16 protein-coding genes are annotated in these 22,508 nt (G+C 64.5%); 10 read left to right on the plus strand and 6 right to left on the minus strand.

All coding sequences use genetic code 11. From position 1 onward, the window contains the following. The first annotated feature begins 309 nt into the window (after window positions 1-309). From AC56LR_RS17425 to sodC, 3 genes are all read left to right on the plus strand, one after another. Window positions 310-957, plus strand: a complete 648-nt coding sequence (locus AC56LR_RS17425; RefSeq protein WP_497132096.1) for a PEP-CTERM sorting domain-containing protein — start codon at window positions 310-312, stop codon at window positions 955-957. A 366-nt stretch (window positions 958-1,323) separates the two neighbouring features. Beyond that, window positions 1,324-4,086 (plus strand): GAF domain-containing protein, encoded by a 2,763-nt coding sequence (locus AC56LR_RS17430; protein WP_497132098.1) that lies wholly within the window; start codon window positions 1,324-1,326, stop codon window positions 4,084-4,086. 90 nt (window positions 4,087-4,176) lie between these two features. Continuing rightward, window positions 4,177-4,698, plus strand: coding sequence for a superoxide dismutase [Cu-Zn] SodC (gene sodC / locus AC56LR_RS17435; protein WP_497132100.1), 522 nt, complete (start codon window positions 4,177-4,179; stop codon window positions 4,696-4,698). A gap of 168 nt (window positions 4,699-4,866) precedes the next feature. Here the strand turns inward: sodC and AC56LR_RS17440 are convergent, their stop codons facing one another. From AC56LR_RS17440 to AC56LR_RS17450, 3 genes are all read right to left on the minus strand, one after another. Beyond that, entirely contained in the window at window positions 4,867-6,507 is a 1,641-nt protein-coding gene (locus tag AC56LR_RS17440) for a M28 family peptidase (protein WP_497132102.1), read from the minus strand. Window positions 6,508-6,570: 63 nt separating this feature from the next. Beyond that, the gene (locus AC56LR_RS17445) at window positions 6,571-8,874 is read right to left on the minus strand and encodes a M28 family peptidase (RefSeq protein WP_497132103.1); all 2,304 of its coding nucleotides are present in this window, start codon (window positions 8,872-8,874) and stop codon (window positions 6,571-6,573) included. 144 nt (window positions 8,875-9,018) lie between these two features. After that, on the minus strand, window positions 9,019-9,681 hold the full coding sequence (locus AC56LR_RS17450) for an energy transducer TonB (protein WP_497132105.1): 663 nt from the start codon (window positions 9,679-9,681) through the stop codon (window positions 9,019-9,021). Window positions 9,682-9,991: 310 nt separating this feature from the next. Here AC56LR_RS17450 and AC56LR_RS17455 point away from each other — a divergent pair, with 310 nt between their 5' ends. From AC56LR_RS17455 to AC56LR_RS17480, 6 genes are all read left to right on the plus strand, one after another. After that, the gene (locus AC56LR_RS17455; protein WP_489876084.1) at window positions 9,992-10,642 is read left to right on the plus strand and encodes a response regulator; all 651 of its coding nucleotides are present in this window, start codon (window positions 9,992-9,994) and stop codon (window positions 10,640-10,642) included. 5 nt (window positions 10,643-10,647) lie between these two features. Beyond that, complete coding sequence (locus AC56LR_RS17460) at window positions 10,648-11,592, plus strand: hypothetical protein (protein ID WP_497132107.1); 945 nt, start codon at window positions 10,648-10,650, stop codon at window positions 11,590-11,592. Further along, a complete protein-coding gene (locus AC56LR_RS17465; protein WP_497132108.1) occupies window positions 11,589-13,100 on the plus strand; it encodes a sensor histidine kinase in 1,512 nt (503 codons plus the stop codon). The genes AC56LR_RS17460 and AC56LR_RS17465 overlap by 4 nt, the downstream gene beginning before the upstream one ends. A 19-nt stretch (window positions 13,101-13,119) precedes the next feature. After that, entirely contained in the window at window positions 13,120-14,808 is a 1,689-nt protein-coding gene (locus AC56LR_RS17470) for a M14 family zinc carboxypeptidase (protein WP_497132109.1), read from the plus strand. Window positions 14,809-14,943: 135 nt separating this feature from the next. Next, complete coding sequence (locus AC56LR_RS17475) at window positions 14,944-15,735, plus strand: hypothetical protein (RefSeq protein WP_497132111.1); 792 nt, start codon at window positions 14,944-14,946, stop codon at window positions 15,733-15,735. Between the two features lie 67 nt (window positions 15,736-15,802). After that, window positions 15,803-16,768, plus strand: coding sequence for a ComEC/Rec2 family competence protein (locus AC56LR_RS17480; RefSeq protein ID WP_497132113.1), 966 nt, complete (start codon window positions 15,803-15,805; stop codon window positions 16,766-16,768). A gap of 68 nt (window positions 16,769-16,836) precedes the next feature. On the opposite strand, the gene AC56LR_RS17485 is transcribed toward AC56LR_RS17480, so the two are convergent. The 3 genes from AC56LR_RS17485 to AC56LR_RS17495 form a co-directional block, all read right to left on the minus strand. Further along, window positions 16,837-18,642 carry a DUF885 domain-containing protein gene (locus AC56LR_RS17485; RefSeq protein WP_497132115.1) on the minus strand — a complete coding sequence of 602 codons (1,806 nt, stop codon included), beginning with the start codon at window positions 18,640-18,642 and terminating at the stop codon, window positions 16,837-16,839. Between the two features lie 16 nt (window positions 18,643-18,658). After that, window positions 18,659-19,795 carry a branched-chain amino acid ABC transporter substrate-binding protein gene (locus AC56LR_RS17490; RefSeq protein ID WP_497132117.1) on the minus strand — a complete coding sequence of 379 codons (1,137 nt, stop codon included), beginning with the start codon at window positions 19,793-19,795 and terminating at the stop codon, window positions 18,659-18,661. A 67-nt stretch (window positions 19,796-19,862) separates the two neighbouring features. Next, on the minus strand, window positions 19,863-20,348 hold the full coding sequence (locus tag AC56LR_RS17495; protein WP_497132119.1) for an Lrp/AsnC family transcriptional regulator: 486 nt from the start codon (window positions 20,346-20,348) through the stop codon (window positions 19,863-19,865). 149 nt (window positions 20,349-20,497) lie between these two features. Here AC56LR_RS17495 and AC56LR_RS17500 point away from each other — a divergent pair, with 149 nt between their 5' ends. Further along, window positions 20,498-22,432, plus strand: a complete 1,935-nt coding sequence (locus AC56LR_RS17500; RefSeq protein ID WP_497132121.1) for an aminotransferase class V-fold PLP-dependent enzyme — start codon at window positions 20,498-20,500, stop codon at window positions 22,430-22,432. Window positions 22,433-22,508 lie beyond the last annotated feature (76 nt).

A 22,508-nucleotide genomic window follows, 5' to 3' on the forward strand; every position in this document is an offset into this window, starting at 1 on the left:
CGCCTTGGCATGCCTCGACTCACTTGACCTCAACTACTCGAACCGCCCGGTGCGGACCCGCATGCCGGGTGGTGTGGGAGGGGACCGGCTGGATAACTGGCCGCCCCTATCCCGATTGGATGCTGTTTTGTCTGTCGGAAATCTTTACAATCGAACCACATTTCGATGTGTGGTCCGGATCATGAAGCACAGTTGCCGGCTTAAGCCTTTGTTTGCTAAGTAAAAATTCCTAGAAGAAAAATATGGCATAAAAATTGCTTAAAATAAATCATTCGTAAACCAAAATAGTTCATTCACCAGGGTCCAAGCATGTCCTTCAAAAACCTGTCCAAAGTTGCAGCCGGCGTCGTGTTCGCTTTCGCGGCAAGTCCAAGTTTTGCCTCGATCGTCTGGGACTACAGCCCGCTTGCTACCACGGATAATGCATCGGGTGACCGCTGGACTAACATTCTCCAATACCAGCACTTTGCCGAACAGGTGTCGTTCGATAAAACGACGCGCATCGACGGGATGGACATCTACAGCAGCGATTTCTTCGGTTCCATCGGCGACGACGTGCAGATCACGATCTGGAGCGGCACCGGCATCCCCGGCGACGTGGTGGCCAGCTTCAACTCGGTGACCTCCATTATCGACACCGAAGGCGCCCAGGACGGCCAGCACCGCCTGCACGCGGATTTCAGCGGCTTCGATATGCTCGCCAATACCCGGTATTGGATTGGCATGACGGCGTTGACGGCTAACTGGACCCAGACCGGCATGTACAGCATGCCTGGCGGCGACGGCACGATGGCGCAGTTCAGCAACATGGTGTACACCCAGCAAGCCAATATCGGCGACATGGCATTCCGCCTGCACGGCACCGCTGCCGCTGCCGATGTGCCCGAGCCGGCATCGCTGGCCCTGGTGGGCCTGGCCCTGCTGGGCATGGGCGCAGCGCGCCGCCGCCAGTCGTAACGATCATTGTTCCAGCCAGCCTGCAGCATGACGGCGCATGACCGTCGCTGATGGCCGCTCATGAAAACGGCATCCTCGAAGGATGCCGTTTTTGCTAGAGAGCGGGTAAGGAGCCGCTTCCCACTCAGTCCAGGCTCCGCTTCGGTGGAGCCGGGAATCCCGTATTCGCAAGCCCTCATTCTTGAGGAAATTCGGCTGGCAGTATTGGCGCTGCTTCAAACCCGGCGGTCGCCAAGCACGTCGAAAGCAGTACGCCGGCGCCATGTTTGCCACTTAACCCACCCGTACGCCCATCCTGCGGAATGACTGCTATGATCCGCTGCTAAGTTATCGTTATTTTCACATTCCCTACCCACCGAGCAATATATGCCCTGGCCTTTTGACGCGACCCCGGACGCCCCGCGCGCGCCTGCCATGCCGGACAGCCGCATCTCGGACATGGAACGCCAGATGCGCGCCTTCCCCTGGGAGACCACCGCCGTCGGCCCGGTCGCCGGCTGGCCGCAAAGCCTGAAGCATGCGGTGCGCACCGTGCTCGACCTGCGCATGCCGGCCTATCTCGCCTGGGGCGATTCGTACACCCAATTCTTCAACGACGCCTATCTCCCCATTCTGGGTGCGAAAGCAGAAAACGCATTGGGCGTGGACACGCGCGTCACCTGGTCCGAGGCCTGGCCCACCATCGCGCCGCTATGGGACCAGGTGCGCCAGGGCGCCACCTTCGCCGACGACGAGTTCCAGATCACGCTCAACCGCAATGGCTTCGCCGAGAGCTGCTATTTCAGCCACTCGTATAGCCCGATCTACGGCGCGTCCGGCGCGATCGAAGGCATCTTCGTCACCTGCGTGGAAACCACCAAGGCCGTCATGGGCGAGCGCCGCCAGGCCTACCAGCTCAAGCTGGCCGACACCCTGCGCCGCGAGACCGAATTCGGCCCGATGCTCAAGGCCACCATTCGCCTGACCAGCGAATACTTCACCGGCTCGAAAGTCGCCTACGTCGAACTCGACGAAGCGCAGCGCAGCTTCGCGGTCAAGGAAGAATGGATGGACGGCGTCGAGACGGGAGGCGCCCACGGCACGCTGCCGCTGGATATGCTCTCGCCCGCACAGCTCGAGCAGCTGCGCGCCGGCACCACCATCTGCATCAACGACGTCGAGACCGACCCGGAATGCGCGCCGGTCGCCGCGCCTTGCCTGGCGCTCGGCATCCATTCCGTCATCGTCATTCCCCTCAAGGACGGCCACCGCCTGCATGGCGCCGGCTTCCTGTACAAGGACCACGCCTACCGCTGGACCATTGATGAGCGTACGCTGGCCGAAGACCTGGCGCGCCGCACCTGGGAAGCGCTGCGCCGCATTCGCGCCGAGGAGGCGCTGCGCGAAGAGACGCGCATGCTCGAGCTGCTCAACCGCGCCGGCAAGGCGCTGGCATCGACGCTCGACATCGACACCCTGCTGCAGTCGATCACCGACGCCGCCACCGAACTGACCGGCGCCGAATTCGGCTCCTTCTTCTATAACGGCAAGGACGACAACGGCGACGCCTATTTGCTCTACACGCTCAGCGGCGCGCCGCGCGAGGCCTTTGCCCACCTGGGCCATCCGCGCCCGACCTCGATCTTCGGCCCCACTTTTCACGGCGCGGCGCCGATCCGCAGCGACGACATCACCAAGGATCCGCGCTACGGCAGGATGGGCCCGCACCACGGCATGCCGAAAGGGCACCTGCCGGTGCGCAGCTACCTGGCGGCCTCGGTGTATTCGCGCTCGGGCGAGGTGCTGGGCGGGCTGTTCTTCGGCCACTCGCGCACGCATGTATTCGACGAACGCACCGAGCAGCTCATCACCGGCTTCGTGTCGCAGGCCGCGGTGGCCATCGACAATGCGCGCCTGTACGAGCTGGCCCAGCGCGCGGCGAAGGAACGCGAAGGACTGCTCGCCAGCGAGCGCGCCGCACGCGCCGAGGCCGAGCGCCACAGCAAGATGAAGGACGAGTTCCTGGCCATGCTGGCGCACGAACTGCGCAACCCGCTGGCGCCGATCACGAATGCGGCGCAGCTGCTCAGGATGCCGACCGTGGACGAGAACCTGCGGCTCAAGGCCAGCAACATCATCTCGCGCCAGGTGCGCCACATGACCGAGCTGGTCGACGATTTGCTGGACGTCTCGCGCGTGACGCGCGGCCTGGTCAAGCTCGAAACCGAGCCGCTCGAACTGGACGCGGTGCTGCGCGCCGCCGTCGAACAGGCGCGCCCGCACATCGAGGCGCGCGAACATCTGCTGACGGTGGAAGCGCCGGCGCTGCCGGTGGTGGTGGCGGGCGACCGCACGCGCCTGGTGCAGGTGCTGGTTAACCTGCTCAACAACGCGGCCAAGTACACGCCGCCGCAGGGCCGCATCCTGCTCCGCCTGGAAGCCGGGCTCGATGCGGCGCGCATGACCGTGATCGACAACGGCAGCGGCATGGACGCCAAGCTGCTGCCGCACGTGTTCGACCTGTTCACGCAGGCCGAGCGCACGCCGGACCGCTCGCAGGGCGGCCTCGGTATCGGCCTGGCGCTGGTCAAGAGCATCGTCCAGATGCACGGCGGCCAGGTCGAGGCGCACAGCGATGGCCTGAACCTGGGCACTTCGGTGTCGGTGCTGCTGCCGCTGGTCGATGCGGCGGGCCTGCCTGGCCCCGCGCACCTGCATGCGGCGGCGCGCAACGTGGCGCCATGCACCTTGACCATCGTCGACGACAATGCCGATGCGGCCCAATCGCTGGCGGTGCTGCTGCGCGCACAGGGCCATAGCGTGAACGTGTTCGAGGACGGCGCACGCACGCTGGCTTCAAACGAGATCGCGCATACCCACGCCTTCATCCTCGACATCGGCCTGCCCGACATGACCGGCTACGAACTGGCGCGCCGCCTGCGCCGCGAGCATCCCAAGGCGGTGTTCATCGCGCTGACCGGCTACGGGCAGGAGCGCGACCGCGACCTTTCAAAAGCGGCCGGCTTCGACTATCACCTGGTGAAGCCGGTGGAGTTCCGCGCGCTGGCCGACATCCTGGCGCAGCTGCCGCAATGCGCGCAGGCTGCCGATGGGCTCAAGGCCGAGCCGGACGTCGCCGAAGCTGCCTGAGATCCCGGCTGTTCCGGAACAGCCCCAATTCCAGGATGGCCTACACTTGGACGCGTACCTGTCACTTCAACCAAACAAAAGGAGCTTGTCATGAAGATTCGCTGGATCTGTGCTGCCCTGTTGGGCGCGAGCTGCGCCGCCGTCAATGCTGCCGATGTGAAGGTCACCATGAAGATGGCGACCGAGAAGGGCGAGGGCGCCAGTGTAGGCAGCGTCACCGTCAGCGAGACGCCGCACGGCCTGGTGTTCACGCCCGCGTTGACCGGCCTGCCCGCCGGCCTGCACGGCTTCCACGTGCACGAAAACGGCAGCTGCGGCCCTAACCAGAAGGATGGGAAAACGGTAGCGGCAGGCGCCGCCGGCGGCCACCTCGATCCCGCCAAGACCGGCAAGCACGGCCTGCCATGGGGCGAGGGTCACTTGGGCGATTTGCCGGCCTTGAGCGTCGATGCGAAGGGGGCCTCAAGCAACCCGGTGCTGGCGCCGCGGCTGAAGATGGCGGACGTCAAGGGCAAGGCCCTGATGGTGCATGCGGGTGGGGATAACCATGCCGATCATCCGGCGCCGCTGGGTGGCGGGGGTGCGCGGATGGCGTGTGGGGTGATTCAGTAAGTGAAATAAAATTTCACCGTAGGGTGGGCGGCTCTACCCGTCGCGGTGAACACCCCGCGTCGGGTGGGCCGCCCGCGCGTTCAACCATGACATGGTCCTACGCGACGTCCATTCATGCGCCGGTTGAACGCGCGGGCGGAAGATCCGCCCACCCTACGAAAAGCGGATTTACTTCGCCGCGGTGCGCGCCTTGCCGAACGGATCGCCCGCCTTCCACATTGGCGCCTTCGGCGAATCGGCCACCATGCGGCCCAGGTTCAGCGTGAACTGCGCCTGCTGCACCATGCCCGACAGGTCCCAGTTCGGATCGTATTCATCCGACACCTGGTGGTAGCGCGCGCGATAGGCCTTCTGCTTGGCATCGCTCGCTTCCACGTCCTTCACCCAGCCGTGGCCCGCGCCCACCGAGAACGCCGGCACGCCGGCCTTGGCGAAGCTGAAGTGGTCGCTGCGGAAGTAGCCGCCTGCGAGGTCCGGCTTGGCTGCGGCGATCTGCATGCCCATGCGCTTGGCGGTGCTTGCGGCCATCGCGCCCAGGTCGGTGCGCTCGCTGCCCGGGGTGCTGACGTCCTTGACCAGGCCCACGAAGTTCAGGCTGTCCAGGTTCAGGTTGGCGACGGTCTTTTCGATCGGCCACAGCGGCTTGGTGGCGTAGGCGGCGCTGCCCAGCAGGCCCTGTTCTTCGGCCGCGACCCACAGGAACATCTGGCTGCGCTTGGCCGGGTTGAGCACGGCTTCGGCGGCCATCGCCAGCAGCGCGGCGGTGCCCGAAGCATTGTCGACGGCGCCGTTGAAGATGGTGTCGCCTTCGTTACCCTGCTTGCCCATGTGGTCCCAGTGCGCGCTGTAGACCACGACTTCGTCCTTGAGCTTCGGATCGGTCCCCGGCACGATGCCGGCCACGTTGAATTCGTTCAGCGTGCGCACTTCGGCGCGCGCCTCGCCCTTGACGCGGGCGTTCAACACGACCGGCTTGAACGCCTTGTCTTCGGCGGCCGAGCGCAATTTGTCGAGGTCCTGGCCGCCGGCGGCGAACAGCTTGCGCGCGGTGGCGTCGGTCATCCAGCCCTGCAGGCCGGTGCCCAGCTTGCCCTCGGCCAGCTGGAAGCGCTCGGCCGCGGCCCAGCTGTTCTGCACCACGCTCCAGCCATAGGAGGCCGATGCGTCGGTGTGGATCAGCAGCACGCCCGCGGCGCCCTGGCGCGCGGCTTCTTCGAGTTTATAGGTCCAGCGGCCGTAGTAGGTGAGGCCGGCGCCGTTGAAGCGCTTTGGCTCGCTCGCGGTCGGCGCCGGGTCGTTCACCATCATGACGATGACCTTGCCCTTGAGGTCCATGCCCTTGAAATCGTCCCAGCCTTCTTCAGGCGCATTGATGCCGTAGCCGACGAAGACCATCTCGGCGTCGAGCGTGTGGTCCGGCCTGGCGTCGCCCGGGCCCCAGACCCAGTCGGCGCCGAATTGCAGCGGCAGCGCCTGGCCACCGGCATAGACGCCGAGATTGCTCTTCTGCGGCAGCGAGCGCACGCCCGCGATCTTCACCGGCTGGCGAAAGCTCCCGTTGTTGGCGGGCTTCAGGCCTGCGGCCGCGGCTTGCGTTTCCAGATAGGTGACGGTCAGTTCGCCACCGCGCTGGCCGGTGCCGCGGCCTTCGACGGCGTCGGACGACAGGAAAGCCAGGTGGGCGCGCAGCGGCGCCTCCTTGACGGTCGCAACGTGTGACTTGGCGGCGCCCGCGGCGTGGGCCGGATAGGCCAGTGCCAGGCTGCCCGCGAGGGCGGTGAGGACAACGGAAGAGACGATCTTGTGCATGGAATCCTGCTGCGTAAGTTGAAGGGTAAGCACCGGGTGCAGGGGCCATTGTATGCCAACTGCTCAGTAAAACCGCAGCACGTCCGAGGAGATTGTCATGCCCGTTCCCGGCATCCGCGGCGGTGCGCCGGGCGGCAGCAGGTGGGTCGGCAAGCCGGGCATGCGCTCCTCGACCACGATCGCCAGCAGGTCTTCGCCCTTGGCGCTGACGGTAAAACGCAGCAGCTGGTCTTCCATCCCGTACAGCGACATCGACCAGCCGCCCTCAACGGCGGTGAGCACCCGTCCGTTCATGGTCGAGCCCAGCGGTTTGGTGCCGGCCGCCCACAGCTCGATGTGCGGCGCGCGGTTTTTCGAGCGCAGCGTGAATGCGACCTGCCGCGTCGTCGGCTTCGCGTTGGTCCAGGCCAGGGCCGGATTCTTCAGCAGGAAGGCTTCGGGGAAGGCGATGCGGTCTTCGCGCGGCGCGATCGCATACCACTGGCGCGGGCTGTGCCAGCCGAAGACGTCCACATGGATCGCGGGCTGGGCCAGGTCCGGGAACAAGGCCTTCGACCAGGCGTCGAGCGGCTGCGGCGGCAGCAGCCAGTAGGCGCGCCAGCTGTTCATGTCCTTGAAATAGACCAGCCGGTTCGGCTCGATGATCGGGCGTTCCTGCGGCATCGGCGCTGCCGACGCGTCGGAGACGGAAGGCGGCAGCACCGCGCAGCCGGCAAACACCAGCGCCAGCGCCGGCCCGGCGACCCGCCCGAGCGGCAGCAGCAGGAGCATGCTCGCGAACAGCAGCATCAGGATGGCGATCACCAGCGCCGGCACGTACAGTCCCTGCGGCGCCTGCGCGGTCCAGGCATCGTTGATGGCGGGCAGGAACAGCACCAGCGCCGGGGTCAGCCCGGCGGCGACCACCGCGAGGCGTGTCCACGAGCCGCGGACAGCCCGCAGCGCCGTGAAGGCGCCGAGCGCCGCCGCCAGCGGCCAGGCCAGCACATAGGCCACGGCGGGCGCCACCAGCAGCACTGCTGCCAGGACCGCTGTGACCCAGGCCATCGCCCCGAGGAAGACCGGCACGCCGCCGGCCGCCCAGCGCAGCAAATAGAGCGCGCCGATGAACAGGCAGCCGCACATGACCGCGAACACCAGCACCGGCTCGATGCTGGCCGCCTGGGTCAGCGCGGCCACTTCATCGCGCCGCTCCCACAGGCCCATGCGCGCCGCCAGCAGCACCAGCGCGATGCCGAAGAAGCCCTGCACCAGTGGCGCGACGGTGGTGTCCGACTCCGCCAGCGCGCTGCGGTAGCCGCGCACCAGCATCAGGCAGCACAGCGCCGCCAGTGCCCAGGACAGCAGCGCCGGATGCTGGACGCTGCCCACCAGCGGCAGGGCGAAATAGCTGTGCGCGCCGTGCGTCCCGCGCGCCAGCGGTGCGTCGCCGAACTGGCGCGCCAGGCGCAGCATGGTGTCGCCCAGCTGCGCCGGCATGGCCGGGTCCAGGCGCTGCGGCGTATCGAGCACGCCTTCGGCATCGAAGCGCTTGCCGGTATTCGCGAACAGCAGGACCGGGGCATCCATGTCGGCGAGTGGCCCGATGCGCAGCCTGTCGGGCAGCAGCCTGGCCAGCCCCGCCGTCAAGGAGGAACCTGCGAGACCAGGCAGCGCCGTGGCGACGCCGCGCAGGACGGCGCTGCCGGCGCCGGCAGCGTCATACAAGACCGGCGGCCCGCTGCTGCCCGCGCTGTCGAAGCGCAGGGCCAGTCCCACCTGGCGCGCCCACGGATGCTGCTGCGCGAAGCCCTGCGCGCCGAGCGCGCCGACCTGCTGGCCATCGGCGAACAGCAGCACGATGTCGTTCGCCGGCGCGGGCCCGGCACGCAGCACCCTTGCCGTTTCCAGCAGCGCCGCCACCTGCGCGCCGGAGCGCGCCGCGCCCAGCGTGGCCTTGCCGGTGTCGTAGTGCGCCGCGAGCAGCAGCGACGGACGCTGCATGCTGCCTGCTGCGCTGCCCGGAATGCGCACGAGGATGTTGTGGACCGCACCCACGGTCACATGCCTGCCGCCCCAGTACTGGATCACCGACTTCTGCACGGTGGTTTTCTGGACCAGCGGCGCCAGTCCCATGCCGCGCAGCTGGCCCAGGATGTAGTCGCGCCCCCTGGCGTTGGCGCGGGTAGCGATCGGGCGCGGTTCGCTTGCCAGCACCGCCACATGGCGCAGCATGCGCTCGAGGTGGGGCGCGGGGGCAGGCGGGATTGGCGGCGTGGCGGGGGCGATGGCCAGCCAGGCCAGGGCGATCAGGGTCAGGCAGGCGGCCGCCAGCGCGGCCAGGCCGAGGGCGCGCGGCGGCGCCCTCAAGGATCCAGCGGTATGCATCTTCTCTCTCCATTTATTGGTGTTGTTGTCGGTGCTGCGGGTGGGTAGGCAGGCGGCCTCCGGGGCGAATAGCGAAACTGCGGGCGAAAAAAAGCCCGCCAGGCTGGAAGCTGGGGCGGGCGAAGAGGGGAAAAACGGTCAGGATTACTCGAGGGTCCAAACGTAGGCGATCTGCGCCCAGCCGGCTTCGGCGACGCCGGCATTCATGGCCGGCTTGAACTGGCACAGGCTCAGGGCATTGACCGCGGCGCGGTCCAGGTCACGCGAGCCGCTCGATTTCTGCACACGCGAACCCTGCACCCGGCCGTCGGCGCCCACCATCAGGGCCAGCGTCACGGTGCCGGTCTCGCCATTGCGCGCCGCATTCACCGGGTATTCCGGCTTGGCGCAGCCATTGGCGTCGGCCAGAACGGCGCTGCGCATCTCGCCCGGATTGCTGTTGGTGGTCGGCGGCGCGGGCGGGGCCTCGGTCTGCGAAGGCAGGGCCGGTTCCGGCGCCGGATCGGGCTCGGTGCTGGCCCTGACCTGGTCTTCCATCGGCGGCGGCGGCACCTCGACTTCGGTTTTCGGCACCACGATGTCGGGCTTGGAGACGCGCTGCTGCGGCTGCGGCGGTTCCGGCGGCGGTGGCGGCGGGATCTCGGGCTGCATCCAGACGATCTTGTCGTCGATCAGCTTGGGCAGGCTGATGGTCTTGGTGTTCATCATGTTGACCATCCCGATGGCGACCAGGGCGTGCAGGCCGGCAACCAGCGCGAACTTGCCGGCCTTGCCGCCGGGGGCATCATTGATTTGCGAGAAGTGCATGGCGATCTCCTTTTCTTGTCGTCCGGCGACAGGGTCGCAGAACTTTTTGCTTCAGGAAAGATATGCATCGAACAGATGATGGAACCAATATATGCTAGAGCCTAGCAATATGTAAAGCGATTTCGTAGTAATTTTGATTCCATATGTAAGCGACCGAGTGCGCGGGCAGCAGGAAACATGGGCACTCGCATCGTGACGCGTTGTATGGAATAATCCTCCTATTGCCCGCACCCTTTCCGTCAGTTGGCACACATAGGTGCCAGAACTTGGTAAGCGAATGTAAGCGGGTCTCAAGACAGGAGCAAAAGTGGTGTCCGAACAGAAAAAACCGATCCGCGTGATGCTGGCCGACGACCATCCGATCGTCATGACCGGCTTTGCCATGTCGCTGGAAGCGGCGGGCATGCAGGTGGTGGGCCAGGCCAAGACCCCGAGCGAGGCGGTGGCGCTGTACGCGTCGCAGCAGCCCGACGTGGTCATCCTCGACATGCGTTTCGGGACCGAGCTCACCGGCCTCGATGCCGCGCAAAGCATCCTGAAGGACGACCCGCGCGCCAAGATCATCTTCCTGAGCCAGTTCGACCAGGACAGCCTGATCAAGGAAACCTACCGCATGGGCGCGCACGCTTTCGTCACGAAAGATTGCGACCCGTCCGACCTGGTCACCGCGGTGCGCCACGCCCACGACGGCAAGCTGTACTTCCTGCCGCAGATCGCCTCGCGCCTGGCCAGCATGGCGGTGCGCGGCGACGTCACGCCGCAATCGCAATTGGACGAACGCGGGCTCGAGATCTTCAAGCTGATGGCCGAGGGCATGACCAATGCCGAAATCGCCGAGAAGCTCGATTTGTCGACCAAGACCATCAGCAACATCAGCCAGTCGATCAAGGAAAAGCTGGGCGTGCACCGCCAGGCCAACATCACCCTGCTGGCCGTGAAACACGGCCTGATCGAACCGTAAGGCCGATGCATCTCCCGACGCTCCTGCGCACGGCCTGCGCCGCGCTCGCGCTGCTTGCCTGCGCGGTGCAGGCCGCCCCGCAGCAGGACGCGGCGAAGGAGGCCGAGGTCACGGGCTTCCGCTTCCAGATCGTCACCGGCGACGACAGCGAAGTCACGCGCCGCATCGCCGAAGACCTGTACAAGCGCCTGGTGCCCACCTTCGCCGCCTTCCGCACCGAACTGGGACAGCGCCGCCGTATGCTCTACGTGGCGATCGGCCCCGTGGCCTTGCGCGACGCGGTGGCGCGCCGCTGCGACTGCGTGGTGATCTCGGCTTTCACTTCGAGCCAGGTCTGGCGCGCGGTAACCAAATCCGCCCCGGGCCGCGCCGCCTCCATGACCGCCGTCTATGCCGAGCCGGCGCCGGCCGACCAGTTGCGCCTGGCCGCGCTGCTGTACGGGCGGCCGGTGCGCGTGGGCGCCATCCTCGGGCGCGATACCGCGTTTCTGCGCCCGACGCTGGAAAACGAGGTCGACGTGCAGCCGCTTGCGCTGGGCGACGACATCAACCACACACTCAACCGCATGACGCGCTCCGAAGTGCTGCTGGCGCTGCCCGACGGCGACGTCTACAACCCGGAAAACGTGCGCAACATCCTGCTCTCGACCTACCGCCGCAAGCAGGGCGTGATCGGCTTCTCGGCCGACATGGTGAAGGTGGGTGCACTGGCCACGACCTATTCCGAGATCGAGGATATCAACACCCAGGTGGCAGAGATCGCGGCCAGTTTCGTGGCCACGGGCGAACTGGCCCCGCCGCAGTTCCCGCGCTATTTCCGCACCCTGGTCAACGAAGGCGTGGCGCGCTCGCTCGACGTGCGCGTGACCGACGTCGCCCGCAAGTTCGCCCGCGCGCCGGCTGCCCCCGCGCTTGCCGCCCCCTTGGCCCCGGTGGCGCCCAAGCCATGACGATGCGCTTCTGGCGCGGCTGGAGCATCGGCCGGCGCATGACCTTCATCACCATGCTGCCTGTGGCCTGCCTGTTCACCTCTTTCGTGTGGTACTCGTGGTATTCGCACCGCTCGCAGGTGGCCGAGGAACTGTCCGAGCGCGGACGCATCCTGGCGCGCGCGCTGGCCGAGACCAGCGAATACAACGTCATCTCGGGCAACCTGTCCGACCTGCGCCTGACGATCAACGGCCTGGTGCAGTCCGACAGCAGCCTGTATCGCATCGAAGTGGTGGGCGTGGACGGCACGCACGCCGTGCGCGTCGATTCCGAATCGGCGATCGACGCCCAGCCGCATTACTACGAGGCGCCGATCAAGAAGCAGGTGGTGTGGATCAACCTGTTCACCGACAACGGCACGCCCCACGTCTCCGCATCGAGCCTGCTGCGTCCCCCGACCCTCACCACCGAGGTGGTCGGCTGGGTGCGCGTGACGATGTCGCCCTCGAACATGATGGCCAAGCAGACCCGCCGCTTCCAGTTCGAGCTCGGCATCGCCGCGCTGGCGCTGGCCGTCAGCGGCATCCTGGCCTGGGTGCTGGCGCGCTCGCTCACGGTGCCGCTGCGCGAAGCCATCGGCGCCCTGAGCCGCATCCGCAACAGCGACTTCCGCGTCCACCTGCCGGTCACCACCGGCGGCGAGATGGGCGAATTGCAGGCATCGATCGGCGAGATGGCGCTGGCGCTGGACGAATCCAAGCGCGACCTCGAGAACAAGGTGGCCGAGCGCACCCGCGACCTGCTTGCCTCGCGCAACGAGGCGCTGCGCGCCGACGCCGACAAGCGCAAACTCATCCAGAAGGTGAACTCGATCATCGAGGACGAGCGCAAGAGCATCGCGGTCGAGATCCACGACGAACTCAATGCCTCCCTGATCGCCGCGCGCCTGGAAGCGCAGGCCATCGGCGCGCTGGCCGCCAAGGCCGTGCCTTGCCCGGAGATCGACGAGATCGGGCGCAAGTCGCAGGCCATCACCAAGCTGGCGCTCGACCTGTACGCCAACGGCCGCCGCCTGGTGCGGCGCCTGCGTCCCGAAGTGCTCGACATGCTGGGCCTGCACGGCGCCGTGGAAGAGATGGTGCGCCACTACGACAGCGGCTCCGGCTGCAGTTTCGAATTCCACGGCGAGGGCGACTTCTCGCGCCTGCCCAACGAGCTGGCCATCTCGGCCTACCGCATCGTGCAGGAAGCGCTGTCGAACATCATGAAGCACGCCCAGGCCACGTCGGCCCAGGTGCGCCTGGTGCTCGACGAAGGCGCGCAGACCCTGCGCATCGTCGTGGCCGACGACGGCAACGGCTTCGATCCGGCCAGCGCCTCGGAAGGTATCGGCATCATCGGCATGCGCGAGCGCGTGTATGCGGTGCACGGCGTGATGGACGTGCGTTCCAGCCCTGGAGGCGGGACCGTGCTGGCGATCACGCTGCCGCTCACCGCGCCGGTGGCCGTGCCGACGACTATTCAGTAACTCAAACGCAAAGCAAACCATGTCAAACGAACTGCTGACCCCTTACGAACAGGGCAACCTGAACCAGACCACCACGCTGGTTGAGTGCATCGCCTGGTACGAAGACCTGGCGCGCCGCTATCCCGGCGTGCTGCACTTTGCCCAGGTGGGCGTGTCCGATGCCGGCGTGCCGATCCATGCGGGCGTGGTGACCAGCGATGGCGTGTTCGACCGCGAAGAACTCAAGCGCGCCGGCCGCCCGGTCTTCTTCAACAACAACGGCATCCATCCGGGCGAGCCCGAAGGCGTGGACAGCTGCATGGCACTGGTGCGCGACTTCTGCACCCAGCCCGAGCGCCTGGCTGGCCTGGGCAATACCGTGTTCCTGTTCGTCCCGCTGTACAACGTGGACGGCAGCCTGAATCGCGCCGACACCTCGCGCGTGAACCAGGACGGCCCCGAGCAGTTCGGCTTCCGCGGCAACAGCCGCCACCTGGACCTGAACCGCGACTTCGTCAAATGCGACACCCTGACCGCGCGCGTGTTCAACCAGCTGTTCACCGCCTGGGATCCGGACGTGATGGTCGATACCCATACCTCGAACGGCGCCGACTACAGCTACACGATGACCTTGATCCACACCCAGGCCGACAAGCTGGGCGAGGAGCTGGGCGGCTTCCTGCGCTCGACCATGCTGCCGGCGATGTATGCCGGCATGGAAGCGCGCGGCTGGCCGACCTGCCCCTACGTGAACCCGGTCAAGGACTGTCCTGACCACGGCATCGCCGAATTCCTGGAAACCGCGCGCTTCTCGACCGGCTACGCGGCGCTGCACCACACGATCGGCTTCATGCCCGAGACGCACATGCTCAAGCCGTTCAAGGACCGCTACGAGTCGATGCGCGCGCTGGTCGAGACCGCGCTGGACTTTACCGTGAAGCACTCCGGCCAGATCCAGGCCCTGCGCCGCGCCGCCAAGCAGCTTGGGCGCACCCGTGCCGAGTGGCCGATTCACTGGGCGATGGACGAGTCCAATCCGTCCTCGTTCCGCTTCAAGGGCTATGAGGCGAAGTACACGCCGAGCGTGCTGGGCGCCTACACCCGCCTGTCCTACGACCGGACCAAGCCGTGGGAGCGCGACATCGCCTACTACAACAGCTTCCCGGCCGATATCACCGTGCGCGCACCGCGCGCCTACATCGTGCCGCAGCAGTGGCGTGAAGCGATCGAGCGCCTGCAGTGGAATGGCGTGCGCCTCGAGCGCGTGGAAGCCGACCGCGTGGAAGAAGTCGACTATTACCACATCGTCTCCGTCACTTCGCGCCCGACCGCCTACGAAGGTCACATGTTCCACGACGACGTGGTGCTGGAAAAGCGCCGCGGGCGGGTAGCACTGCGCGCCGGCGACTTCATCGTGCCGCTCGACCAGGACAATGCACGCTATGCGGTGGAAACGCTCGAGCCGCAAGGCCACGACAGCTTCTTCCGTTGGGGTTTCTTCAACAGCGTGCTGGAGAAAAAAGAGGCGTATTCGGATTACGTGTTCGAAGACCACGCGGCGGAACTGCTCAACGACGAGCCGGCACTGGCGGCGAAGTTCGAGGAATGGAAGCGGGAGAATGCGGCGCTGCTGGGCAACCAGGAGGCGGTGCTGGACTTTATCTTTGCGAACTGCGAGCGGTATCGGGAGCCGGAGTGGAGGCGGTATCCGGTGTTCATGATCGGCTAACTCCTCAAGAATTTCGCCCAAGTACTGGAGCGATCAATTTCGTTAAGGGAACAAATTTCGCGCCCAACTTTTAGTTACAAATGCCTTGTAAAAGGCTATATAATTTATTACTGAGAGTAAATTTAAGGTGCCCCGATGATTTGGTCTGCGCTGTTCTCGCGACTTTTCGATCCGTATGAATTGAAGGCTCGGCTGTTTCCTGGGTTGCTTCTTCTAGCGCCTGTGATTATTTTTTTTGCGGTTGTAATGGGTTCTAAAGACCCATTGCTTGTCGCGCTTGGATCTGTCATTGCCAGTTGTGGCGGCCCTTATTTTCTCGCGAGTTTCGTCCGGTCGTGGGGGCTACGTGCCCAGAACAGGTTATACAAAAAATGGGGCGGTCAGCCAACGACGATCCTGCTGCGTCATTCTGATACGAAACTTTCTTCCCAAACCAAGAATACCTATCACCAGCGCATCGAAAAAAAGCTAGGAATTAAAATGCCGAGTCCACAGGATGAGGCTACAAATTTAGAGCAGGCAGACGATGTGTATGTGGCCGCTGCAAACGCATTATGTCTGTTGACCATTGACAAGAGAAAATACCCCTTTGTTTTTAGTGAGTTGGTCGCATATGGTTATAGCCGCAATGCCTACGGCTGCCGGTGGGTGGGAGTCGTAATTTGTATCCTATCGATTCTCGCCACTTTAATCCACGGAGTGAACATTTTTAGTTCTGACTTTCGTGTTATTTTTAAAGATTTGATTAAGTTAGATGCATCACATGTGCTTACGTTAGTTCTGACAGTCGTGCTTTTACTGGCGTGGCTTTTCCACTTTAATGCGAAAACGGTTGAATTGGCCGGGTATGCGTATGCGAAGCGCCTGTGGGAAGCCCTAAATAAGATACCTGCCAAAACTCCCGGCAAGGAAAAATTTTCTGTTTAGGGAGAAATCAAATTGCAGCAGTGTCCAATGGTCAACAAATTTTAATAAGTTTTTAGAAAAAGAATCTATGCTTCGTGTTCATTTTTTGAATGTTGGTCATGGGGACTGTACAGTTATCCAACATAATTCTGGCAACTTGACTGTTATTGATATAAATAATTCTCAAGAGTATGATGCTGACTCTCATAAAGAGCTCGTAGACGAGCAATTTGCATTCTTGTCGAGAGGCGGAGGCGGGATCATAAAAGCCGTCTTTGCAGCGGAGAGTCATGCAGACAGTGTCGAGCGAACCGAGTTAACTGATCCGATTCGATTCATGAAAGACATGTATCCTGGGAAGAAAGTTTTTAGATATGTCCAGACACATCCTGATATGGATCACATGCGTGGCCTTAAGCGCTTGTACGACGAGATTGGATTTGTTAACTTTTGGGACACAAGAAATACTAAGCCGACGCCTACTTTTCGTGGAAGCGCTGATCGCGAAGATTGGGAGTTTTACCAAGCACTGCGCTCTGGGATGGTAGCGGGAATTAGTCCAAAATTTTATGAACGAGGCAACTCGTTATACGCGTTCGGAAAAGATGAAGAGGGAATTTCAGGTGGTGACCAGATTGAAATTCTCTCTCCTACTTCGGAATTGGTAAGGGCTTGCAACGCTTCAGGTAAATCCAATGATTTAAGTATCGTTTTGCGTGTTACACATGCGGGGAAAAGTATTTTGTTTCCTGGTGATGCAGAGAGTGTTGCGTGGGAAAGTATGGCCGCAAATTACGGTAGTCGGTTGCAAACGACTTATCTTAAAGCTAGTCACCACGGACGTGATAGCGGTTACCACTGCGAGGCTATGAACTTAATTAAGCCAGAAGTAATTTGTGTTTCTGTAGGTAGGAAGCCGAATACTGACGCACACAGCAAGTATCGCTACCACTGTTCGCTTGTCCGGTCGACACGCCGTCACGGCGACCTTCATCTTGAAATCGACGATTCAGGAACCCAAACCTGGTCGGCCGACCGTAATACCGATAGTTGATGAGAACTTTTGACGATATAGAGATAACCGGATCGTAGCCCGGTTATCTAAGCAATCTACAAGAACAATTACTTCGTCTCCGCAATCCACCGATCCACCTTCGCTTCCAGCACCGCCAGCGGCAGCGTGCCTTCCTCGAGTACTACCTTGTGGAATTCCGGCAGGCTGAATTTGCTGCCCAGCGCATCCTGCGCGCGCTTGCGCAGTTCCATGATCTTCAGCGAACCGATCTTGTAGCCCAGCGCCTGGCCCGGCCACACCATGTAGCGTTCAATCTGCGCGCGTGCTTCGTGCTCCGAATAGCCCAGCGTCTCCTGGAAGTACTTGATCGCCCGCTCGCGGCTCCAGCCCTTCGCGTGCAGGCCGGTGTCGACCACCAGGCGCGCGGCGCGCAGCATCTCGTCGTTCAGGTGGCCGAAATAGTCTTCCGGTTTCTCGAACAGGCCCATCTCTTTGCCCAGGGTCTCGGCATACAGCGCCCAGCCTTCGGTGAAGGCGTTGTTGCCGCCGAACTTGCGGAAGTTCGGCAGGCCCAGTTCCTGCACCAGCGCGATGTGGAAATGGTGGCCCGGCTGGCCTTCGTGCAGGTAGAGCGTGACCATGCCGGTGCTGCCGTACTGTTTCGGATCGTTCACCACCGACCAGAACACGCCCGGACGCGAACCGTCCACCGCCGGCGGCGTGTAGTGGTCCGAGGCGGTCGCACGCGACAATTCCGGCTCCAGGCGCAGGTCGAGCGGCGATTTCGGCATCAGTGTGAACAGGCCAGGCAGCTTGGTGCGCACTTTCGCATCGAGCTCGCGGAATACGTCGATCACCTGCTGGTCGGAGGTAAACGGCTTGAATTTCGGCTGCTCCGACACCCAGCGCGGCAGGCCGGCGGCCGGGCCGGTGTAACCCATCTTCGGGCCGGTCACGCCGTACTCGCCCTGGATGCGCGCCACTTCCTTCAGGCCGATCTCGTGGATCTGCTCGGGCGTGAGGCTGGTCGTGGTCATGGCCGCGGCGCGTGCTGCATACCAGGCGGCGCCTTGCGGCAGCGCGTTCCAGCCGGCAGTGGTGCGGGTCTTCGGTAAGTAGTCCTTCTCGATGAAGGTCGCCAGGCGCTTGAGGGCCGGATTGAGCTTGTTGGCGATCGCCTTGCGGTAGGCGGTCTTCAGGCTGCGCTTGTCGGCGCTGGAGAACTTGGCCGGCATGTTCTTGATCGGCGTGTAGAAGATGCTGTCTTCCGGCTTGGCCGCCACCAGCTGCTTGAACTGCGGCAGGGCGGACTGCATCGGCTCGCGCGGCTGCACCACGCCGCGCTTGATCCCTTCGCGCATGTTGACGATCGACTGGTCGATGTGCGGCACCAGCTGGTTCAGGCGGCTCAGGTAGGCACGGTATTCGCGCGCCGTGGTGAGCGGCTGCGCGCCCTGGCCGCTGGCGTAGTTCGCCAGGATCACCGGCATGCTGACCATCTGGTCGATCGGGATCAGGTGCTCGGGGAAGGCGGCCAGGCGCAGCGCGGTGTCCAGTTCGAACTTCAGGATGTCGTGGCTGGTCTGGTCGCGGCTGCCGAGGCGCTCGCGCGGGATCGCGTTCAGGCGCTTGAGGTAGCTGCGGTACAGCGCGAACTGCTGCTGGCGCAGTTTCGGCGAGATCGACAGGCCCAGCTTGTCGTTGAAGCGGCTGTCGCCGCTTTCGGTGGCCCATACCGGCTCGAAGCGCGCCAGCGATTCGTAGTACTCGTCGGCCAGGGCGTTGATCTGGCGGCTCTCAAAAGTAGCCGCGGCGGAGGCGGGCTTCGGCGGGGTCGTGGGCGCAGCCAGCGCCGGCGTGCAGGCGAGCAGCGCGGCCGCAGCCACGGCGCCCAGTGTATACAGTGCTTTCATTTTCGTTCGTCCCGGATCAGTAGCTGGCCAGCGGCGTCAATGCGCCGTTCTTGAAGGTGTAGACGGTGACGGCGGTCTTCTTCAGGTTGCCCTTCGGGTCGTAGCCATAGGTACCGACCACGCCCTGGTAGCTGATCGTGTGCATCGCCGCGCCGACCTTGGCCGCGTCCGTCGAGTTCGCGGTCTTCATGGCTTGTGCGATGAATTTCGTCTGGTCGTAGAACGAGGGCGCGTACACGTCCGGCTCGCGCTTGAAGCGCGCCTTGTAGCTGTTGATGAAGGCCGGGCCGCCCGGCTGCTTGGCGACGATGGCGCCGGCCTGGGCGCAGCGCACGTTTTCGCCCACCGCAGCGCCGCCGAGCTTGGCCATCTCCGGGCTGCACAGGGTGTCGCCGCCCAGCAGCGGCACGTTCAGGCCGAGCTGCTTCATCTGGCGCGCCATCGGGGCGGCCTGCGGCGCGTAGCCGCCGAAGAACACCGCATCGACGCGTTTGGCCTTGAGGGCGGTGAGGATGGCGGCGAAGTCGCTGGCCTTGTCGGTGGTGTATTCGTGGCCCGCGACCTTCATGCCGCCCGCCTGCGCCTGGCGCTTGAATTCCATCGCGATGCCCTGGCCGAAGGCGGTGCGGTCGTCGATGACGCCCACGTTCTTGACCTTCAACTCCTTGGCCGCATAGGCCGCGACCGAGCCGCCGACCTGGGTGTCGCTGGCCACGATGCGGAACACGGTGGCATAGCCCGACGCGGTGATCTTGGGATTGGTGCCGACCGTCGACATCAGGATGCCGCTGTCGTTGTAGACGCGCGAAGCGGGAATCGCCACGCCCGAGTTGTAGGGCCCGAGCACGAACTTGACGCCGGCATCGGCGAATTTCTGCGCCACGGTCACGCCCTGTTTCGGGTCGCCGCCGTCGTCTTCGGACTGCAGCTCGAAGCGGAGCAGCTTGCCGCCGACCTGGAGTTTTTGTGCGTTGAGTTCTTCGACGGCGAGGCGCACGCCGTTCTCGTTGTCCTTGCCGGCGAAGGCATTCGCGCCCGAGAGCGGACCGCTGACGCCGATTTTCACGAGCTGTTCGGCGGCAGTGGCCGAACCGGCATGCGCGGCAAGCAGCGCGGCCAGCGCCAGCGGCGCCATGTTCATCTTGATTGGCATTCCTGAGGTCTCCGTTTTTCATTGCGAACGGCCGCCATCATCGCATGATTCCGCGATGTTTTTGAAGTCAGGCAGGCAGCCCGTGCGAGATCAGTTCCAGCGGCAGCGCCGTGGTGTACTTGATCTGCTCCATCGAGAACGCGGACGACACGCCGCTCAGCCGCGCGGCCTTGATCAGCTTCTTGTAGAAGCGGTCGTAACCGGCGATATCGGTGGTGACGACCTTGAGCAGGTAGTCGACGTCGCCGCTCATGCGGTGGAATTCGAGCACTTCCGGCAGCGCGACCACGGACGCCGCGAAACGCGCCAGCCATTTTTCGTCGTGCTCGCTGGTGCGCACGCTGACGAAAACCGTCACCGGCAGGCCGACCTTGTTGCGGTTGACGATGCTGACGCGGCTTTCGATATACCCGTCTTCCTCGAGGCGCTTGACGCGCTTCCAGCAGGGTGTGCTGGACAGTCCGACCTTTTCGCTGAGGCCGGAAATCGAGAGGGTGGCGTCTGCCTGCAATGCGGCAAGAATGGCGCAATCAAACTTGTCGAGTGAATTCATTTTCCAAATATAGGTATATGGAGAATAGATATGCCAAACGTACGGGATAAGTCAGGAAAATTGGTATACCTTTATCGGGTCAATTCCGTAACATATTCACTAACAATAACACGATCCATAGCAATTAATTACCTTTTTGTAATATCTTTATGAACAGCGAACTCTACCTCGACGCCAACGCTACTTCGCCGGTCCTGCCGGCGGCTCTGGCGGCCGCCAACGCCGCAATGGGGGCCTGTTTCGGGAACCCGAGCAGCAGCCATGCGGCCGGCCTGCGCGCCAAGGCCTTGCTCGATGCGACCCGCGCATCGGTGCGCCGCGTGCTGGGCGCCCCCAGGGGCAGGGTGCTGTTCACCAGCGGCGCCACCGAAGGCATCCAGACCGCCGTGCTGTCGGCGCTGTGCGCGGTGCGCGAGCGCCGCCTGCGCGGGGAGCCCTGCGGCGACCTGCTGCTGTACGGCGCCACCGAGCACAAGGCGGTGCCGGAATCGCTGGCGCACTGGAACCGCCTGCTCGGCACCGGCCTGGAGCTGCGCGCGCTGCCGGTCGACGCCGACGGACGCCACCGGCTGGACCTGCTGCGCGAACTGGCGCCGCGCGCGGCGTTCGTGTGCACCATGGCGGCCAACAACGAGACCGGGATCGTGTCCGACCTCGACGGCATCGCCGCCGTCCTTGGAAACACCGCCAGTCCGGCGCTGTGGATGGTCGACTGCGTGCAGGCGCTCGGCAAGCTGCCGCTGGCACTTGGCACCACGCGCATCGACTACGCACCGTTCTCGGGCCACAAGCTGTATGCACCGAAGGGCGTCGGCCTGCTCTACGTGCGTGAAGGCGCGCCCTACACGCCCCTGATGTGCGGCGGTGGCCAGGAAGCCGGCCAGCGCTCCGGCACCGAGAACATGGCCGGCATCGCCGCCCTGGGCGCGGTGCTCGCCGCGCTGGAAGAGGGCGGCACCTTCCGCACCCACGCCGAACTGCTGGCATGCCGCGACCGGCTGGCCGGCGCGCTGCGCGACGCCTTTCCGGGTGTCGTCTTCAACGCCCCGCTCGCGCACGCACTGCCGACCACCCTGAATTTCTCGGTGCCGGGACGCAGCAGCAAGGAGCTGCTCGACCTGTTCGATGCCGCCGAGGTGCGCGTCAGCGCGGGTTCGGCCTGCTCGGCGGCCAAGGCGGCGCCGAGCTATGTGCTCGACGCGATGGGCGTGCCGGCCGAGCGCAGCGCCTCGGCGGTACGCATGTCCTTCGGCCCCCTGGTGGACGATGCCTTCATTATTGAAGCCTGTACCCGGATCCTGCGCTGCGGCCAGGCGCTGGCAGCCCCCAGGGCGCCGTCCGGGCTGGAGCAAATCGAGTCGGGTGGCGCAAGCGGCTGGCTGCTGTTCGACGAGGAGGGGCGCGAATGCATCGCCATCGATCCGCCCGCCGCGCTGGCCTCGCGCGTCGCGGCCGACCTGCGCGCCCGCGGCTGCCGCTTGAGTGCCTGTTTCGACACCAGCCATGGGGCAGGGGGCGCCGATGCGCTGTGCGCATTGATGGATCTGGCGCCTGGCAGCGCACCCGAGTCCATCACGCTCGGCCGCGACCTGCTGCTCAAGGCCGGCGACGCCTTCCTGCTGGGAAGGCCGGAAGGCGATACCTTGCCGGCCCATGCCGTGCGCTTCGTCTTCGGTACTCTGCCGCAGGATGCCTCGGTCGCCGATCTGGCCCTGTGCTGCCACCGCATCGGCGAGCCGGCGGTCTCGCGCCCCGCCGCCGAGCCCCTGCTTGACGACGGCATGCACCTCGATGCGGCTGCCGCACAGGCTTACCTGGACGCCCATCCGGACGCGCTGCTGATCGACGTGCGCGAGCAGCCCGAGCACGCGGCCGGCGCCGCGCACCTGGGCGGCCACGTGGCCCGGCACGTCCCGCTGTCGCAGTTGGCCGGGCAGGCCGCGGCATGGCTGCAGGGCGAACCGCGTCCGCTGGTCTTCATGTGCCGCAGCGGCAACCGCAGCGCACGGGCGGTTCGCCTGTTGCGGCGGCTCGGCCACGCCCAGGCCTGGCACGTGGCCGGCGGACTGGCGCTGGCCGGCTGAGTCGAGGCAAACCCGCAACAGGGTGGCGCATCTGCCCCCTTTGTACGTCACCGCACAGTGCCCACCCCGGGCTTCT

The sequence above is a fragment of the Telluria sp. ZT3P39 genome (genome assembly GCF_059685935.1).

Bases quoted from the DNA above. Each gene is read 5' to 3' on its own strand.
- AC56LR_RS17425 (WP_497132096.1), top strand. From the start codon at position 310: ATGTCCTTCAAAAACCTGTCCAAAGTTGCAGCCGGCGTCGTGTTCGCT.
- AC56LR_RS17430 (WP_497132098.1), top strand. From the start codon at position 1,324: ATGCCCTGGCCTTTTGACGCGACCCCGGACGCCCCGCGCGCGCCTGCC.
- sodC (WP_497132100.1), top strand. From the start codon at position 4,177: ATGAAGATTCGCTGGATCTGTGCTGCCCTGTTGGGCGCGAGCTGCGCC.
- AC56LR_RS17440 (WP_497132102.1), bottom strand. From the start codon at position 6,507: ATGCACAAGATCGTCTCTTCCGTTGTCCTCACCGCCCTCGCGGGCAGC.
- AC56LR_RS17445 (WP_497132103.1), bottom strand. From the start codon at position 8,874: ATGCATACCGCTGGATCCTTGAGGGCGCCGCCGCGCGCCCTCGGCCTG.
- AC56LR_RS17450 (WP_497132105.1), bottom strand. From the start codon at position 9,681: ATGCACTTCTCGCAAATCAATGATGCCCCCGGCGGCAAGGCCGGCAAG.
- AC56LR_RS17460 (WP_497132107.1), top strand. From the start codon at position 10,648: ATGCATCTCCCGACGCTCCTGCGCACGGCCTGCGCCGCGCTCGCGCTG.
- AC56LR_RS17465 (WP_497132108.1), top strand. From the start codon at position 11,589: ATGACGATGCGCTTCTGGCGCGGCTGGAGCATCGGCCGGCGCATGACC.
- AC56LR_RS17470 (WP_497132109.1), top strand. From the start codon at position 13,120: ATGTCAAACGAACTGCTGACCCCTTACGAACAGGGCAACCTGAACCAG.
- AC56LR_RS17475 (WP_497132111.1), top strand. From the start codon at position 14,944: ATGATTTGGTCTGCGCTGTTCTCGCGACTTTTCGATCCGTATGAATTG.
- AC56LR_RS17480 (WP_497132113.1), top strand. From the start codon at position 15,803: ATGCTTCGTGTTCATTTTTTGAATGTTGGTCATGGGGACTGTACAGTT.
- AC56LR_RS17485 (WP_497132115.1), bottom strand. From the start codon at position 18,642: ATGAAAGCACTGTATACACTGGGCGCCGTGGCTGCGGCCGCGCTGCTC.
- AC56LR_RS17490 (WP_497132117.1), bottom strand. From the start codon at position 19,795: ATGCCAATCAAGATGAACATGGCGCCGCTGGCGCTGGCCGCGCTGCTT.
- AC56LR_RS17495 (WP_497132119.1), bottom strand. From the start codon at position 20,348: ATGAATTCACTCGACAAGTTTGATTGCGCCATTCTTGCCGCATTGCAG.
- AC56LR_RS17500 (WP_497132121.1), top strand. From the start codon at position 20,498: ATGAACAGCGAACTCTACCTCGACGCCAACGCTACTTCGCCGGTCCTG.